The 16,063-nt window shown below is 67.0% G+C and carries 15 protein-coding genes and 6 pseudogenes; 8 read left to right on the forward strand and 13 right to left on the reverse strand.

Annotation, left to right across the window (positions count from 1 at the left end; translation table 11 throughout):
* Positions 1 to 36 precede the first annotated feature (36 nt).
* Positions 37 to 414 (reverse strand): hypothetical protein, encoded by a 378-nt coding sequence (locus tag STROP_RS25115; RefSeq protein WP_043535309.1) that lies wholly within the window; start codon positions 412 to 414, stop codon positions 37 to 39.
* Here STROP_RS25115 and STROP_RS26010 point away from each other — a divergent pair.
* A complete protein-coding gene (locus STROP_RS26010) occupies positions 329 to 691 on the forward strand; it encodes an HAD family hydrolase (protein WP_274378096.1) in 363 nt (120 codons plus the stop codon). The two genes, STROP_RS25115 and STROP_RS26010, sit on opposite strands and share 86 nt — an antisense overlap.
* Before the next feature lie 271 nt (positions 692 to 962).
* Here the strand turns inward: STROP_RS26010 and STROP_RS09830 are convergent, their stop codons facing one another.
* The 4 genes and pseudogenes from STROP_RS09830 to STROP_RS09845 form a co-directional block, all read right to left on the reverse strand.
* Positions 963 to 1,358 carry a hypothetical protein gene (locus tag STROP_RS09830; protein WP_011905838.1) on the reverse strand — a complete coding sequence of 132 codons (396 nt, stop codon included), beginning with the start codon at positions 1,356 to 1,358 and terminating at the stop codon, positions 963 to 965.
* A gap of 31 nt (positions 1,359 to 1,389) precedes the next feature.
* Positions 1,390 to 3,399, reverse strand: coding sequence for a hypothetical protein (locus tag STROP_RS09835; protein WP_011905839.1), 2,010 nt, complete (start codon positions 3,397 to 3,399; stop codon positions 1,390 to 1,392).
* Positions 3,400 to 3,719: 320 nt separating this feature from the next.
* Entirely contained in the window at positions 3,720 to 4,187 is a 468-nt protein-coding gene (locus tag STROP_RS25635; protein ID WP_238380289.1) for a hypothetical protein, read from the reverse strand.
* 166 nt (positions 4,188 to 4,353) lie between these two features.
* Positions 4,354 to 4,965 (reverse strand): annotated as a pseudogene (locus STROP_RS09845) (IS5/IS1182 family transposase); the annotation flags it as partial.
* A gap of 2 nt (positions 4,966 to 4,967) precedes the next feature.
* Between STROP_RS09845 and STROP_RS09850 the strand changes: the two are divergent.
* Both STROP_RS09850 and STROP_RS25120 read left to right on the forward strand, forming a co-directional pair.
* Positions 4,968 to 5,628, forward strand: a pseudogene (locus tag STROP_RS09850) (response regulator).
* A 72-nt stretch (positions 5,629 to 5,700) separates the two neighbouring features.
* A complete protein-coding gene (locus tag STROP_RS25120) occupies positions 5,701 to 5,907 on the forward strand; it encodes a hypothetical protein (protein ID WP_187151644.1) in 207 nt (68 codons plus the stop codon).
* A 559-nt stretch (positions 5,908 to 6,466) separates the two neighbouring features.
* Here STROP_RS25120 and STROP_RS09855 read toward each other — a convergent pair.
* On the reverse strand, positions 6,467 to 6,829 hold the full coding sequence (locus tag STROP_RS09855; RefSeq protein WP_011905844.1) for a hypothetical protein: 363 nt from the start codon (positions 6,827 to 6,829) through the stop codon (positions 6,467 to 6,469).
* Positions 6,830 to 7,012: 183 nt separating this feature from the next.
* Between STROP_RS09855 and STROP_RS24750 the strand changes: the two are divergent.
* Positions 7,013 to 7,387: pseudogene (locus STROP_RS24750) on the forward strand (hypothetical protein); the annotation flags it as partial.
* Here the strand turns inward: STROP_RS24750 and STROP_RS26360 are convergent.
* Both STROP_RS26360 and STROP_RS09865 read right to left on the reverse strand, forming a co-directional pair.
* Positions 7,326 to 7,580, reverse strand: coding sequence for a VOC family protein (locus tag STROP_RS26360; RefSeq protein WP_011905845.1), 255 nt, complete (start codon positions 7,578 to 7,580; stop codon positions 7,326 to 7,328). The pseudogene STROP_RS24750 and the gene STROP_RS26360 sit on opposite strands and share 62 nt — an antisense overlap.
* Positions 7,581 to 7,680: 100 nt before the next feature.
* Complete coding sequence (locus STROP_RS09865; protein WP_011905846.1) at positions 7,681 to 8,061, reverse strand: VOC family protein; 381 nt, start codon at positions 8,059 to 8,061, stop codon at positions 7,681 to 7,683.
* Positions 8,062 to 8,346: 285 nt separating this feature from the next.
* Here STROP_RS09865 and STROP_RS09870 point away from each other — a divergent pair, with 285 nt between their 5' ends.
* On the forward strand, positions 8,347 to 9,201 hold the full coding sequence (locus tag STROP_RS09870; RefSeq protein WP_011905847.1) for an NmrA family NAD(P)-binding protein: 855 nt from the start codon (positions 8,347 to 8,349) through the stop codon (positions 9,199 to 9,201).
* A 178-nt stretch (positions 9,202 to 9,379) separates the two neighbouring features.
* Here STROP_RS09870 and STROP_RS25640 read toward each other — a convergent pair whose 3' ends face one another.
* Positions 9,380 to 9,745 (reverse strand): hypothetical protein, encoded by a 366-nt coding sequence (locus tag STROP_RS25640; RefSeq protein WP_011905848.1) that lies wholly within the window; start codon positions 9,743 to 9,745, stop codon positions 9,380 to 9,382.
* 266 nt (positions 9,746 to 10,011) lie between these two features.
* Here STROP_RS25640 and STROP_RS26160 point away from each other — a divergent pair.
* The 3 genes and pseudogenes from STROP_RS26160 to STROP_RS09885 form a co-directional block, all read left to right on the forward strand.
* Positions 10,012 to 10,258, forward strand: a pseudogene (locus STROP_RS26160) (helix-turn-helix domain-containing protein); the annotation flags it as partial.
* Between the two features lie 54 nt (positions 10,259 to 10,312).
* On the forward strand, positions 10,313 to 11,671 hold the full coding sequence (locus STROP_RS09880; RefSeq protein ID WP_043535312.1) for an MBL fold metallo-hydrolase: 1,359 nt from the start codon (positions 10,313 to 10,315) through the stop codon (positions 11,669 to 11,671).
* A 73-nt stretch (positions 11,672 to 11,744) separates the two neighbouring features.
* A complete protein-coding gene (locus tag STROP_RS09885) occupies positions 11,745 to 12,950 on the forward strand; it encodes an NAD(P)/FAD-dependent oxidoreductase (RefSeq protein WP_011905850.1) in 1,206 nt (401 codons plus the stop codon).
* A gap of 40 nt (positions 12,951 to 12,990) precedes the next feature.
* Here the strand turns inward: STROP_RS09885 and STROP_RS09890 are convergent.
* The 4 genes and pseudogenes from STROP_RS09890 to STROP_RS23940 all read right to left on the reverse strand — a co-directional run.
* Positions 12,991 to 14,096: pseudogene (locus tag STROP_RS09890) on the reverse strand (HAMP domain-containing sensor histidine kinase).
* 96 nt (positions 14,097 to 14,192) lie between these two features.
* Positions 14,193 to 14,825 (reverse strand): hypothetical protein, encoded by a 633-nt coding sequence (locus STROP_RS09895; protein WP_011905852.1) that lies wholly within the window; start codon positions 14,823 to 14,825, stop codon positions 14,193 to 14,195.
* 186 nt (positions 14,826 to 15,011) lie between these two features.
* On the reverse strand, positions 15,012 to 15,419 hold the full coding sequence (locus STROP_RS09900) for a hypothetical protein (protein ID WP_230582437.1): 408 nt from the start codon (positions 15,417 to 15,419) through the stop codon (positions 15,012 to 15,014).
* A 250-nt stretch (positions 15,420 to 15,669) separates the two neighbouring features.
* A pseudogene (locus STROP_RS23940) lies at positions 15,670 to 15,963 on the reverse strand (hypothetical protein); the annotation flags it as partial.
* Positions 15,964 to 16,063 lie beyond the last annotated feature (100 nt).

Below are 16,063 nucleotides of genomic sequence, written 5' to 3' on the forward strand. Positions count from 1 at the left end.
GGCCGAGGCGCTTGACCACTACCTCAAGGGCGACGTCTACGCCGAGCGTGGATGGGAACAGCCATGAGCAGCCCACCCCTCGACCTGGTCTGGGTCAGCTACCTCGCCGACGCCGGCATCCAGCACGTCACCGACTACCCGGCCGCCAACCACGGTGCGATCATCACCGCGACGAGCGACTCCATCGCAGCGGACGGCCCCATCACCGCACTTACGGCCGGAACGCTTGGCCTTCGGGTCGGCCTGATCAGCAACCAGATCGGCCCCGACCCGCAAGGCCAATGCCTGCTCGCCACACTCGACCACGCCCGCATCCAGCACACCATCGATCCCGCCCTGCCAGGCACCACGCCGAAGCTCACCGTCATCACCGACGACGCCGGAACAAGAATCTGGTTCGCCTGGCTCGACCACGCCTACACCCAACTCGCGGTCGCAGACCTCTCCGGACCCTGCCTTCTTCGACCGAGTGGTGGCCATGACCCCGGTCAGCCGCGAGGAAATCCTCTACGTCGGCGACCACCCCGACCACGACATCACCGCCGGCCGCGCCGCCAGACTACGCACCGCCCTCGTACGCCGTGGCCCCTGGGGCCACCTGTGGAGCCACGACCCCGCCGTACGGGCGAGCGCCCACCTGGTCGCATCGTCTCTGGACGAGATCCGGCAAGTACTGACCGGCACTCGATAGCTGGCCTGGCCCACGGGCGCGGCCTGGCCGGAACCGCTGCGCTTCCACCAACTGCATTCGACCCAGTCCGTACCGAGAGGAGTGCGCCACCTCGTGAGGCCGTCGACGGTGCACGGATCTGCCGATGAGAGGGCGTCGCGGGTCGCTGCTATACCGATTGGGTTCGCCCAGAAGTGGCCGTTGAGTGCCGGCCTGGCTGCACAGGTCTTGCACAGTGACCGTACTTCTCGGCGATGTGCGAGCCTGCTGGCAGACGCTGATTGTCGGTGGGCTACAGGTTGTTGATTCGGGCCAGCAGCTCTGCCTCGGTCAGGTTCTCCAGGACCGCGTCCTGCTTGCGGCCTAGGACCGCCAGCAGCTTCTCCTTCTCTAGCTTCTTGGCCGCCGCTGCCTTCGCCGCCTGGTCCTCCGCGATGCGGATGGCGATGATGTGCTTGACGACCTCCAACTTGGTCTCCAAGGTCGCCTTGGCCGGATTGGTCTCGGTGGCCACGAACGACTCGGTGTCGATGGCCTTGAGCTCGGCGTTGACGGCCCTGGCCACGTCATCGAGGCTGAAGCCGGACTTGGCGGTCAGCGGAAGCTCCCACAACTGTTCCGTGGTCAGCAGGCCCTTGGCCGACGGGTAGCGGAACTTCTCTCGCGTGGCTTTCTCGAAAATGGTCACGGTGGCCTTTCTCGGGTGTCTGGGTGACGAATCAGAACTGGATGCTGATGAGACGGCGCCGGCCGCCGGTCATGGTCACCTTGGCGATCACAGAGCTGCGGACCGTGGAGCTGAAGCCGAGGCCGGACAGCTGATCCGGGGACGGCTCGCACTTGGTGCGGTCGCCGAGAACCTCGAACACCTTGCGGTGCGGTTGCAGGTCGCCGCGGAGGAACTCGTTGTAGATCCCCCGCGTCGGTTGGTCGTTCACGCACCCCTTCAGGATGAAGAAGTAGTGCCGGTTGCCGACCTCGCTGTCGTCGAAGTAGTTCGGCGAGTACATGATGGTGGACACCGGCACGAACTGTTCGGTGGTGATGCCCCACAACTCCTTGCTCGCACTGCCCGGCTGCATGCCCTTACCCGGCCGGAAAGCGGTGATCACCCCGCCGGCGACCGTCATCCGGCCCACCTCGACGGTTTCCTTGTGGCCGACCGCCCGCTCGTAGCTGTAATGCTCGATCTTCCCGTTGCTCTCGGTCTCGATCACGAAGCCGACGTCGGTGCTGTCCCGCTTGCGGTACTGGTTCACCTCGATCCGGTACTCACCGTCGGGGACACGGTCGGTCCAGGTGACGTTCTCCACCGGCTCGCGGGAGAGCGTTCCGCCAGCGTTCATGTCGACGTCCAGCTTGTTGCGCTTGTCCTGGTACCAGATGTGGTCGCCGTTGGGTTCGAACACGTGCAGGTCGAGATCGTCGTGGTTGAACCAGGACAGGCTCACCCGCAGCTTGCCGGTGACGTTACCGCCGGCCCGCTTGACCTTCTCCTTGATCGAGTCGGTGACGTTGCCGTTGTAGGACCAGCCGAAATCGTTGTCCCAGGTGAACAGCCGCGGGGCGGCCGGATGCCGGCCCGTGGTGAGACTGACGAGGTGCGGTTCGTGGCTGTTGGCCACCCACAGGTCGATGGTCGCGGCAGCGGGCAGGATGTCCTTCATGAAGGAGACCACGGGAATCTCCTCCGGCTTCGCCTCCCGAAGGCCCGCACCTGCCGACCTGGTGGTGGCTGCCTGCATGAGCAGCCCTGCGATGCCGTCCTTCATCCGCGGCTGTGTGTCGTTGTCGACCCACAGCACGTTGGTGACCGACACGTCAGAAAGTCGGGCGAACCGTCGCTGCAACGACTCCTCAATGCCCAACTCGTCGATGGTCTTCATGGCAGCCTTGACCATGGCCGGGGTGATCAACGCCCTGGGGCGCTGGTAGTTCTGCGGTGCCACCTTCGTCTCGAACGACCGGACCGCCTGCTCCAGGTCGACGCCCGCGGAGAGGTCCTGGACGAGGGTGCCGATCACCGTGTTGCGGAACCGGGCCGCCGGGTTCATGGCGTTGGCGAAGACGAAGGCCCGCCGGTCGGTCGCCTGCGTCCACCGGTTCTGCAGCGACCGGAACTCGGTCACCGCCCGACGATGCTCCGTGCCGCGGTAGAGAATGTTGTCGTCGATAAGGTCGACGATGGTGTCCAGAGCGTGCTGGGCCAGCTCGGCCAGGCCACGCTGGAAGACCTGCACCGCGGCGTTGAAGTTGCCCTGTGCCGCGCCGACGTCTTCGATGCGATGTCGCTTCTCCACCCGGCCGTGCAGGTGGTGCCACACCTCGACCTGGCCGTCGCGCAGCGTTCGGGTGGTCTTCGTCCCGTACTGCGCCTGAGTGGACCGGAAGATGGTAGACAACGGCAGCGAAAGAACAAACTCGTCCAGAGCGGCGGCGACGACGGAGAAGACCGGGTCGGAGGCCGACACCCCGGACCAGACGGTGCGGACCCGCCCGTCGTGGATCTCAACGACGTTGCCGAAGTGCTTGATGAAACCGCGGCAGGTCGAGCAGTCGTACGCGGACCGCTCACGGAACCGCAGATTGGTGCCGGCGGGAAAGGAGTCGAGAAAGGTGAGCCAGAGTGAGTCCCGGTCGAGACCGTCGCCGACGACGTACAACTCACCCCTGGACATCGTGGACAGACGCGCAGTCGCATCTGTCACAAACTGCTGGAAATCGCCCACCGTTTCATCCCCCCCCCTTGATCGCCGGAGATCCTACAGAGCGAACGCCAACCGGAGAAACACGTTTCCGGCTGGCCGCATGGCCACAGACGGGCGCCGGTGGACGGCGGCCAGTCGACCGGAGCGGGCTACGGCGGTGGGGTGCCGGGCCGGTGGTCAGCAGTTTCCGCCAGTTGGCCGACGGCGCCGTTGGGTACACCCCGGCTCACGCTGTGGCTGCCTCACCGGGCACCGGCAGGCCTGCGTGGTCGAACAACTTCTCAGGCACGCCAGCCTCGCACCGAGGGACCGTGTGAACGCGCGCTCGATCAGGTGCTCGCTCATGCCGCGCAGCGGGCGCGCCGGGCGGCTCGACATGTGTCCCTCTTCGGCGGCCATGCCGTGGGCTCGTCGAGGCGGACGCGTCGTAGTGCCTGCCGGCGTTCGACGCTGGGGTGGGCTTCTCGTACAGTCCCGGTGTGCTCGATCATGTGCCTGGTTGCTCGTGCTGTGGTGAGCCTCTGGATGGTGTTGACCTTGACATCCGGTCGTCGTTGCCGGACGCGATCCTGGCGCTGCCTGCCGAGCAGCGGACGTCGGCCTGGGGAAACTCCGATTTCCAGCGGATCGAGGGCGTAGGCGGCTTCCTGCGCTGTCTCATGCCGGTGCAGGTGATCCCCGCCAGGAGCCCACCCGGGGGCGACCAACGAGACTCCATCGGCCTTGGCCCGCTCGACCAGCTGCTGCGCGAGCTCCACCTCCGCCGCCGTCGGCTGCGGAAGCTGAACAGCGTTCTTCTTGTCTGCCATGACATGGTCCTTCCCGGACAGGATCAACGTCCTGTCCAACGGACCACTCCCAGGTCAAACACGGAAATCTACGCAGTCCCGTACCGGTCACGTCCCGGCGTTGTCGGGGCCGCTTGCCACCCTCCCCGGCACCTCCCGGATCAGGCTGCCCCCAGCTTCACCACCCAGCTGCGACAGGGCGGCGGTGGCGGTCTCTCACCTCCACTCGATCAATCAGCGCCTCACGGCGCACCTGCTCGACCACCCACCGACGCTTCACCGGCACGAACCCCGCCGTCGTGTCGGAACGCAGGACCTGCTCGACGCCGATACCGTTGATCGCGCCGTGGATCTGCACGTCGTCTTTGAACCCGGCGTCGACCCACGCCTTGGTCACCGTCGGGGTGTGCGCCACGACGTTGTCCAGCAGCCGTACGCCGATCGCGTTGTCGGTGACCGACGCGGCGGTGACCACCACCGCGATGATCAACCCGAGGGCGTCGACCGCGAGACCCCGTTTACGCCCCGGGACCTTCTTCGCGGCGTCCTTGCCGGTCGTCGCCGCCGGAACGTGGTTGGCCGCCCGGATCGACTGGGTGTCCAGCACCACCGCGGTCGGATCCTCCCGGCGGCCGGCCTTCTCCCGCGCCTGACAACGCAGCAGATCATGGATCACCTGGTCGGTGCCGTCGTCCCGCCACAGGGCGAAGTAGTAGTAGGTGGCCGACTTCGGCGGCAGGTCGTGCGGCAGGTACGCCCACTGACACCCGGTCCGGTTCTGGTAGAAGATCGCGTTCACGCGTGATCAGCGTTCTGGTGGTCGACGACAACGCGTTGGTGCGGGTGGGGCTCTGCGCGGTGCTGAGCGCCGCTTCCGACATCGAGGTGGTCGGCGAGGCCGCGGACGGCGCCGACGCGGTGACCGCGGTGCGGGCCCGGCATCCGGACGTGGTGCTGATGGACATCCGGATGCCCGGTCTGGACGGGCTCTCCGCCACCGCCGAGGTGCGGGCGCTGGCGCAGCCACCCGCGGTGATCGTGTTGACCACCTTCGACACCGACGACCACATCCTGCGCGCCCTGCGGGCCGGAGCGAACGGCTTCCTGCTCAAGGACATGCCGCCCCGACAGATCCAGGACTCGGTCCGGGCGGTGGCGGCCGGGGGAGTCGATGCTCTCGCCGGCGGTGGTGGGACGGCTTATCGACTACGTGGTGCGGGTGGAGGACCAGGACGAGCAGCAGGTCCGGGTGAACGCCGCGCGTCGGGCGATCGAGGGGCTGACCGACCGGGAGCGGGAGGTGGCCCGGGCGGTGGCCGCCGGCAAGTCCAACGCGGAGATCAGCGGCGAGTTGTTCATGAGCGTGGCGACGGTGAAGACGTACGTCTCGCGGCTGATGACGAAGCTGGGCTGCGCCAACCGGGTGCAGGTGGCGATCCTGGTGCACGAAGCGCGCGGCTGAGCCTCGATCCACCGACGCGGTTTGTGTTGATCGGAGTTGAATAGATTTGCTCCGATATGGTGTGGGGGCAGGGTGGACTCGCCACATATTGGCGTAGAACGCCGAGTCGGCCCACACGACGATGTCGCCGGTCGCGCCGCAGGCTGGGCGGTGCCGATCGTCTCGGCGATCATGCTGGCTGCGTCCTTGCTGGAACCGGTGTTACCCGAGCGCAGTCTCCTGGCGGCGACGACCGGCGCCGACAGCGGTGTGGACACCGTCGCCACGAGGGGGTTGTAGCCGCGCAGCCAGACGTTGTAGCCACCGACCTTGGCGTGATCGAACCCGATGCCCTGCTTCTGCTTGCCGTAGATTCGCCGCAGCATCACCGTCAAGAACGAGCTGCTCGTTGTTCCGTCTTCCCGGAGTTGCTGGTAAAACCAGGCGTCGGACATGACGTTCGGACACGCCGGCGGCCAAGGCCAACTCCGCCAGGCTGGCCTGCGGGCGCTCGGCACGCAGCCGAGCCACGACATCCGCCGTCCGCTCCACGCGCCCGGCCGTTCGGATCGGCCGTGTGGTCGGCCGCCGCGCACGTGCCCGTACTGGGCTTGCCGCCGGACCCTCGTCGACCGGGGTCGGTTGTGCTTCCCTCACCGCCTCGGACAACGAGAGGTCCGAAGGGTGCGACGCCGCCAACAGAGGCATGGTGTCGGAGACCGGCGACTCGTGCTGCGGGCGAGTGGTTTCGGACGTGCGGTGGGTGTTGTGTGCCGTCGGCTGCGATGGCTCCAGGACGACCAGGCAGCGATCCGGGCCACCGCCACCGTACTCACGTTCCGGGCGATCCGGATCGGCGTCATCGATCAACCCCCGAATCGCGTCGATGCACGTTGGTCCGGACCTCGACGGGGTCTGTCGCCGGACGTCCTCCGATGTCCAGCCGCGACTGGACGTCGGTCCACCGCCGCCGCCCTCGGACCACTGCGCCGACCTCCAGGCCGGTCGCCTCGCCAATGTCCGCCAGTCCCGCCTTTGACCGCGGGGCGGCGTGGATCATTGTGGGCTGCCAGCGAGTCCACCAAGACAAAACCGCAGCGGACAACGCCAGCTCCGCCAAGGCGTCATCACGACCCGGTGCCGCCGTCCGAGCCACGGCATGGGCATGAAGATCGACCAGGAGCTTGAACGGGTTGATTACTTTGGCATCGACGAACCGCATCGGTGACCCTGGCCCGCCGGGCCAGGATCACCGGCCACCGCCCAACACTCGTGAGCTGGGATAACTCAGTGGCAGCGGATCGCCGGTGATCGTGGCGAAGTGGTTCGCATGGTGGTACCTCCGGCCCACTGTGTCGCGGCTGCAGGTTGGCAGTTGTTGGAGTCCACCGGGAGGAGGAGGCACGTGCTGGAGAAGTTGATCATTCAGAGGGCGCTGCGCGTGCCGGCGAGCACCGGCGCGGCCGGTGATGGCACGTCCGTGGCCCGGCAGTTGGACGCGGCGCTGCTCGATGTCGGGTTCTCGGCGTCGCGGGCTCTGCTGGGCCACATCGGCGGCCTGGCGCCCGAGCCAGCGATGGATCTCGCCGCCACCGTGGTGTCGGCGGTGCGGGAGCTGGTCGGTGATCACGTTCGGCACAACGCGTACTTCATCGGCTTTCCGGACGATGTGCCGGACACCGTAGAGTTCTGGATCGACCGGCTGCGGGCGGCCGTTCTCACCGGTGGGGGCACGGCGACCGACGCGCAGCTGCGTGCGGCTGTCGCCTCGGGTGGGGTTCTGGTAGACCGGGTTGTGCTGGGGGGAACAGGACGATGGTCGTGGCCGAGCCGGTCGGCGCGACCTCGACCCACCGGATCGGACCGAACTTCTGGTCGCGCCGCAGTTCGAAGCCCAGCTTCTTGGTGTAGAAGTCGACGGACCGTTCCTGATCGGTGACGAAGATCGTCACACTGCCCAGAGTACCGATCATCTCTACCTCCCCGGCATGTCGTGGTGCCCCGATTCACTGCGCACCACGTTATGGCAGGGCGGAGGGCAAGGCTTTTCCGCCTTGCGGGCTTCGTCGGCCGCTACTCGACGGGCTGAAAGACGAAGAATTGATTGCCGTCCTGGTCCAGAAAGGCGGCAAACCACTTACCATAGGGCTGGAGCTCCGGTTCGTTGGTGAACTTCACGCCGCGCTGGCGGTATGTCTCGTACAGCCCGTGGATGTCCTGCGTCTCGAACGCGATGTCGGTGTAGACACCGATCTTGGCCTCGTCGCCGACCGGGAAGTCCTTCGAGGCCAGACTGATGGTGGTCTGCCCGCTGGGCGGCGCCACCTCGATCCACTTCATACCCGGGCCCTCGCGGAGCGACCGCACCTCGAAGCCCAGCTTCTCCGTGTAGAACGCGAGTGCTGCGTCCTGGTCGTTCACATACACGCCCACCTGTGAGACGTGGGAAATCATCGCTACCTCCTCGCCGCCTGACGCGGCAACTCGTTCGACCGTTGTCGGCTGGGGAGACCCCAGGATAGCCAGCGGTGCGGTGGGCACCATCCACAGCGGAGCGGGGCTCGTACCAAGAGTAGTCTGAAGCAAGAATTACGTCCGTCACCTGGGTACTCTCCCCAAAGGTGCCCGTCCTCCGTCATGCCGACGGGCCGCAGAAATTGCACTCATTCGGCCTGAGGCCGAGTGCCGGCCCGGGGGGACTCCCCGGTCTACGGCAGGCGAGCAAAGGGATGTTGTTCGATGATTCTGGTAACCGGTGCGACGGGTCCGGTCGGCAGTCAGGTCGTGGCGCAGTTGACCGAGGCGAAGGTGGCGGTCAGGGCGCTCACCCGCGATCCCAAGGCCGCCCGGTTCACTCCCGAGGTCGAGGTGGTCGCGGGGGACCTAGCCGATCAGGAGAGCCTCCGGAAGGCTCTCGACGGCGTGGACCGACTGTTCGCGCTGATGCCGACCTTCGGCAAGCCCGGGGGCCGGACGTACGACCGCAACCTCGCGCAGGCCGCCGCAGCGGCCAAGGTGGGGCACATCGTCCGGCTCTCCGTGCTCGCGGCGGAGAATCCGCAGGCGGCCGATCCGCACACCGCCTATCACCTCAACGGGGAGCGCGAGGTCCGCGACTCCGGCATCCCGTGGACGTTCCTGCGCCCCGGCCAGTTCATGACCAATGCGCTGTCCTGGGCCGAGACGGTCAAGTCGGAGGGCCTGGTGCGGGAGCCGTACGCCCACAACAAGCAGGCGCCGATCGACCCGGCCGACATCGCGGCGTGCGCGGTCGGTGTGCTCACCTCCGACGGTCACGAGGGCCGGGCGTACCCGTTGTCCGGGCCGGAGGCGCTGAACATCGAGGAACAGGACGAGTGCCTCGGCGAGGTGCTGGGCCGCGAGATCAACGTCATCAACGTCCCGCCGGACGTGGCCCGGGCGGAATGGCTCGAGGAGGTTTACCCGGAGATGATGGTCGACGGCATCCTCAAGCACATGGGTGACGAGAACGGCATCCACGGCAAGGTCTTCCCCCACGTGGAGATGCTCGCGGGCCGGCCGGCCCGCACCTTCCGCGAGTGGGCTGCGGAGAACGCCGACTCGTTCCGCTGACGTGGTGGAGGCCCGCACCACGCGCTATATCCTCGTGTCCATCGACACCCCAGTGGCGCACCACCTGGGAAGGCCGCTCCGCCCGAGCGGACCACCTCGCCGGCCACCGCCCCGGCCTTCGTCCTGCCACTGAACCTCAAACGGCAGCGCGGACAGGCATCGACGCATGGCAGCGAGATCACCGTCCCGGATCGCATCGATCACCGCATGCTCCATGCGGCCATTCATCCCTACTGCCCGACGGCGTTTGTCCGCGCTGCGGGCGTCGCGCAGGGGTGTTGCGGATGTTGTCGAAGCTGCCGATGAGGCGTCGGATGTCGTCCTCGGTGAGGCGGTCAGGAGCCTGCTTCTGCGCGGTTGCGGTGTCGCGTTGGGCGAGGGTGGCGGCGCGTTGGGCGTTGACCTCGGCGATCCAGGTGGCGATGGTGGTGGGGTCACCTCCGGCGTCAGCGATGGCCCGCTTTCTGACCGGGCGGTCGCTCGTGGTGCCTGTGTTGGCACCGGTTGACCCCGGCGCGACATCCGCTGGAGGAGGAGCCTCCACGTCGCCTCCGGCAACAGTTGACTATTCCAGCCACCGATCCTGATGTGACGTGCTCGGTGAAGAACGACCGCACCTGCTGTTCGTCCGCGACATCGCCGTGGTGTCAGTTGTTAGTAAAGGCCCTGGTCGTCGCGCGGACAGCCTGCGGGCACATGAATATTGTTTCCGGCGTTCCTGGTTGCGCTGAGCTAAACCCTGGGTGACCCTATGGGTGTGATGTTCATATGCTTCGATGTTTCGCTCGCGAGGAGCTGAAAGGCGACGCCATGAGCCAGACCCCGCGGACGCTTCAGTCAGCACTGTCCGAGCGCCACTTCTTCGGAGCTGAACTGCGTCGGCCGTGCGAACGCGCGAACCTCTCGCGGGTGCGGCTGAGCATCATGATCCGGTTCGGTGTGGACCTAGTGTGTCGCGTGGAAACGGTCGACCGGTTCCCCTCCTGTGAGTTCGCCGAGGCCTGCGACAAGGCGTTGGCGACCGGGTGCCCCGATGCGTCTGCTACTGCTGCTCGACTATCAACACCTGACGGACCGACATTCGCATCTTCGCCAAGGAGGGGCTGACCCCGTGGTGGACGTGGCAGTGGTGCAGACCAGCGAGCTCGGTGACCGCAGCTACATCGCCCACGACGGGCACGTCGCGATCGTGGTTGATCCGCAGCGTGACCTGGACCGCTTGCAGGCGGTTCTCAACGAGCGCGGGCTGCGCTGCGCGATGGTGCTGGAGACGCACATCCACAACGACTACGTCTCCGGCGGCCTGCAACTGGCGCATCAGCACAACGCGCCGTACGCGGTCAACGCCGCCGACGAGGTGGCGTTCGAGCGGCACGGCGTCGCTGATGGTGACGAGCTGTCGGTGGGAGGCATGCGAGTGCGGGTGGTTGCGACCCCGGGGCACACCGATACTCACCTGGCCTTCGTGATTAGCGGTGGCCCCGGGCCGGCGGCAGTATTCACCGGCGGCTGCCTGCTCTACGGCAGTGTTGGGCGCACCGACCTGGTCGACCCGGCCCGCACGGAGGAACTGACCCGGGCCCAGTATCGCTCGGCACACCGCCTCGTCGACCTGCTCGACGACGACGCCGGGATCTTTCCGACCCACGGATTCGGTAGCTTCTGCTCCGCCGGATCCAGGTCCGGCGGCGAGGACAGCACCGTCGGGCAGGAGAAAGCCCGCAACGACGCGTTCACCGCGACGAACGAGGACACATTCGTGGCGCAGCTGGTCGCCGGTCTCACCGCCCACCCGGCCTACTACGCGTACATGGGTGCCCGTAACCGTGCTGGCGCCGGACCTGTCGACCTGTCCACACCGCAGCAGGTCAGTCCGACCGAACTGCGGGAACGGATCAGCGCCGGGGAGTGGGTGGTCGATCTGCGCGACCGTACCGCGTACGCCGCCGAGCACCTCGTCGGCACCATCAGTATCGCCCTGAGCCAGCAGTTCGCCACGTACCTCGGCTGGCTCATTCCCTGGGGCATGCCGCTCACCCTGATCGGTGAGACCCCGCAGCAGATCACCGACGCGCAACGCCAACTCGTGCGCATCGGCATCGACCGGCCGGACGGCGCTGCCACGGGCAAGCTGCGCAACCTGGCCGACGGCGTGGCCACCCGCAGCTACCGGCGGATCACCTTCGCTGGACTCGCCGCAGCCCAGCAGGCCGGGGAGGCCCTGACCCTGCTGGACGTGCGGCGCGCCGACGAACGCGCCCTTGGCGCGATTCCCGTCTCGGTGCACATCCCGCTGCACTGCCTGCTGGATCGGCTCGGTGACGTTCCACCCGGCCCGCTTGCGGTGCACTGCGCCAGCGGGTTCCGGGCGGGCATCGCCGCCAGCCTGCTCGACCGTGCCGGCCACGACGTCGTCCACATCGACGACGAGTACGCCGTCGCTGTCACCTCCGGTCAGGCCACCGGCTGAACAACCTGACCGACCCCATGCCGCCGAGGGAGCGCCACCCCGCCGACGGCCTCACCCACACGGAGGCACCGTCATGACCGCACCGGCCGTTCACCATCGCATCCTCATCGTCGGCGGCGGCAGCGCCGGCATCGATGTCGCCGCCCGGCTCCGCCGGGCGAGAGTCCCCGACATCGGCCTCATCGATCCCGCAGAAACCCACTACTACCAGCCGCTGTGGACCTTGGTCGGTGGCGGATGCGCCAAGGCTAAGGAGAGCGCCCGCCCGCAGGCGTCGGTCATGCCGAAGGGCATCGCCTGGATCAAGGACGCCGCGCACACCATCGACCCGGACCAGCAGACGGTCACCACCGCCGGTGGGATCCGGGTCCGCTACGACCATCTCGTCGTGTGCCCCGGCATCCAACTCGACTGGGACAAGATCCCCGGCATGGCGGCAGCCATGGACACTCCGATGGTATCCAGCAACTACACGTACGCCACGGCGCCGAAGACGTGGGAACTGATCCGAAACCTGCGCTCCGGGACCGCGGTGTTTACCATGCCCGTCGGGCCGATCAAGTGTGCCGGCGCCCCACAGAAGATCGCTTACCTGGCCGCGGACCACTGGCGTCGACAAGGCGTTCTTAAGGATATCCGGGTCGTGCTCGTGCTGCCCACCCCAACCATGTTCGGCGTCCAGGTCTTCGCCGATGAGCTCGAACGCGTCGCCGTCCGGTACGGCATCGAGGTCCACAAAAACAGCGAGCTCGTCGAAGTCGACGCCGACAGTCGCCAGGCGGTGATCGCCGATCACAACAACCGCAGTGGACAAACCATCGGCTACGACATCATGCATGTTGTACCACCGCAGTCAGCCCCCGACTGGCTCAAGCAGACCACCCTGGCAGACCCCGAAAGCCCGGCTGGCTACGTCCACGTCGACCGGAACACCCTGCAGCACACCCGATATCCGAACGTGTTCGCCCTCGGCGATGCCGGGTCCACTCCGAATTCCAAGACCGGTGCCGCGGTCCGCAAACAGGCACCGGTGGTGGCCCGCAATCTCATCGCCACGATCAGGGGCGAGCCGCTGCCGGCGGCATATGACGGGTACGCATCCTGCCCACTGACCACGGCCCGCAACAAGATGCTGCTCGCCGAGTTCGACTACACCATGCATCCCGCACCCAGCATTCCCTTCCTCGACACCACCCACGAACGCACCGACATGTGGTATCTCAAGCGCTACGGACTGCCGGCCCTCTACTGGAATCTCATGCTTCGCGGCCGTGCCTGAGGCCCACGGGTGGGTGGCTACCCACTGGATGGACGTCCGGTCAGATCTGCGTCTGGCCCGCTGATGGCAGGACCACCCGGACGATCGCGCCACCGTCCGGGATGTTCTCGGCCCGTACCCGCCCGCCGCGGGCGCTTACTACGGCTCGCACGATGGCGAGCCCGATCCCTGACCCGCCGTTGTCTCGGTCCCGGGCCGTGTCGACTCGGTAGAAGCGTTCGAAGACGTGTGGGAGGTGCTGCGCCGGGATGCCGGGACCGGTGTCGGCCACCGCCAACTCCACACTTCTGGCACTGCTGATCACGTGTACCGTGACGGTTCCGCCCTCGGGCATGTGCCGTAGTGCGTTGTCCAGGAGGTTGCCGAGGACCTGTCCCATCCGCTGCGGATCAACGTTGACCTGTGGGGTGGGGGGGAGGTCGCTGTGCAGTGTGACGCCCTTGCCGGCGAAGCGGGGCCGCGCCGCGGTCATGGCGTCCCGGACCAGGTTCGCTGGGGCTCGCTGTACCGGGTGTAGGTCGAGCTGGTGTGTCTCGGCGCGGGAGACTGCGGCGATGTCGTCGGCGAGGCGGTGCAGCCGCGCGGTCTGGGCTGCAGCACCGACTGAAGGTCCTTGTCGTCAACGGCGATGCCGTCCTCGGCCGCTTCGAGGTAGGCCTCGATGGTGGCGAGCGGGGTGCGCAGTTCGTGACCGAGGTCGGCGAGCAGCCGTCGCCGGGTCGTCTCGACGGTCTCCAGGCCTTCCGCCATGGTGTTGAACGAGTCGGTGAGGGTCTTGAGCTCGTTGCCGAGGCCGGGGTCGGCCATGCGGACGTCGTAGTGTCCGTCGGCGAGGCTGGCCGACGCGTGTGCGAAGTGGGTGACCGGGCTGGCGATCCGTCGTGTCGCGTAGGCGCTGGCCGCCAGCGCCGCGACCAGCGCGGCGAGCAGACCGACAGCGAGCGCGAGCGCATTCGCCGAGGTGTAGGCCTGTTCGACGTGCCAGCGCGCCTCGGTGCTGACCTCCCCGCCGACCTACCCGAGGTGCTCGTGGAAGATCCGCGGTCCGGTTCGGCTGACCGACGCCTGCGTCGGCCTGCTGGCTGGGGCTCTCGCGAACCAGGCTGCGGAACCGGGCACCGGCGTCATGAACGTCGCCACCAGCATGACCCTCAGCCAGAGCAGCGCCGCGTGGAACGAGTCGATCACTGTCCGGGTGACCCGGAGTTCGGCTACCGGTTGCTGGCCGAACTGACACTCGGCCTAGGTAGCCGGACCTACATCAGACGATCTGTAGTCGCTTGCGCATCTCACCAGCCGGGCGACCTTCAACAGGTTCCAGGCCCGGTGGTCGTGATGCCAGAGATCGGACCTGATACGGCGCTGAAGCTCCGCAACGGTGACGTCCAGGAGTTGGCTCTGCTCGGGGGTCAGGTCCCCGCCTGACGACAGCACGGCGGCGACGAGCTTCTCGACGGTGGTGGCGGTGTCGTCGGATGACGCTGTCAAGGCGAGAAGACGGTCGTCACTCCAACGCCCCAGTGCGTAGAGGGCTGCCGGGCTGGCTGCGCCGTACCAAATCCGCGGATAGCCATTCGGGTTCAGCTCGTCAACGGGAGGCACCCGTCGCCCGTGTTGCTTGGCCTGTCGACGCCTGCGGGCGTAGCCCAGCATTTCGGCATGCCACCCAGCTCGACTCGCCGCTAGTGCGTCAAGCGCCCTCAGGAGAGAGTCCTCGTCCTGCTCGTATGGCCCAGCCATCTCCTCGAGGAAGCCCAACGTCGCGTGGAATCCGATCGGCCGGTAGAGCTGAACGCAGGACCGCAGGGCGGACACTCTCCGGCCGTACGGCAGCGACCTGTTGCGGACCTTGCGCGCGTAGTTACCGAAACTCACGGAGCGAGACTAATCGCAGGCGGAAGGCATGTGGTACGGACGTGAGTGTCAAGCAAGTCCCGTGACAGGACAGCCGGCCGCACGGCGATGTCGGGCTCCACTTGACGCGTGACGGATGGCGTCAGATGTTGGGTGACCTGTCCGGTTGTACGATCTCTCTGCCGAGACGGGAGCGACGGCAGCTCGCTAGTAGGCGTCCGGGTCTGGTCGCGCGCGTCGCCAGGCGTCTTCAAAAGCCTCCGCGCTGATCTCCATCGGGGCATACTGCGGATCGCGTAGGTCGATGGGTGGGTTGAAAGGCCAATCCTCGGTTCGGAGGGTGTCACCGTCGGGGCGCTGCTCGATTTGGCGAAGGCGGCGGCCGTCTGGTCCCAGCTCAGCGAGGTACGCCGTGCCGTCGTACTCAGGGGAGGCGTCACGGAGATACACCAAGCTGTGGTCGGCCAGTACGCCGTAGCCAGGGAGGTCACGATGGGCCGACCGTTGATCACGAAGGCCGGCCAGTGGACCGTCGGGCAGAGCATCAAGGTGAACCTCGTCAAGTCTCCACGAGGTCACCCGCTGCACGGCGGCGTCATCGGTGACGATCTCCACCTCAGCGACGGTGTCGAGAATTTCCTCTGGCGACCGTGCCCAAACCCACCACCACAAGCCACCCATGCCGTAGTCGTGACAAACCAAGTACCGGTTCTTCGTGTTGCCGCCCTGCTGACGCACCACGGCAGCATGTCCGGCCCGCCGCCGGCGGCGGAACCTACCTCCTGGTGTAACTCATCATGCAAACCCGGTGTAGCCGGTCAACCGGAGGACGACCCCGGCCGCCCGGCGATGTCGGGCTTCACGGCAGAAGTGGTACGGCGGCACAGATCATTTTGCGTTCACGTGCTTCTCGCAGGGTGGGCCAGTCAGGGTCTTGGGTCACGTCGTAGCCGTAGCCGTAGCCGTAGCCGTAGCCGTAGCCCGTAGGCGTGGCCAGGCGGCGATGGGCACCGTGCCGACCGAAGCGGGTCTCGCCGACGGGCACGGCGACGAGATCGACCTGCCAGAGGCCTGTGTGGGTGGGGTCGAAGTCGCCGATAGCGACATTGCCATCCGGGGTGCGGAGGAGGTTGCCTACGTGGGCGTAGCCGTGGACGAGGTGGGTTCATTGACCCGGTCAAGCCGACGACCGCAGTGACGGCGCCGGCGAGGATCGGGCACGGATCGACGGCTCGCTCCCGATCACGCCGGTCCGGGTT

Origin of the sequence: Salinispora tropica CNB-440, from assembly GCF_000016425.1 — a bacterium.
GTDB lineage: Bacteria > Actinomycetota > Actinomycetes > Mycobacteriales > Micromonosporaceae > Micromonospora > Micromonospora tropica.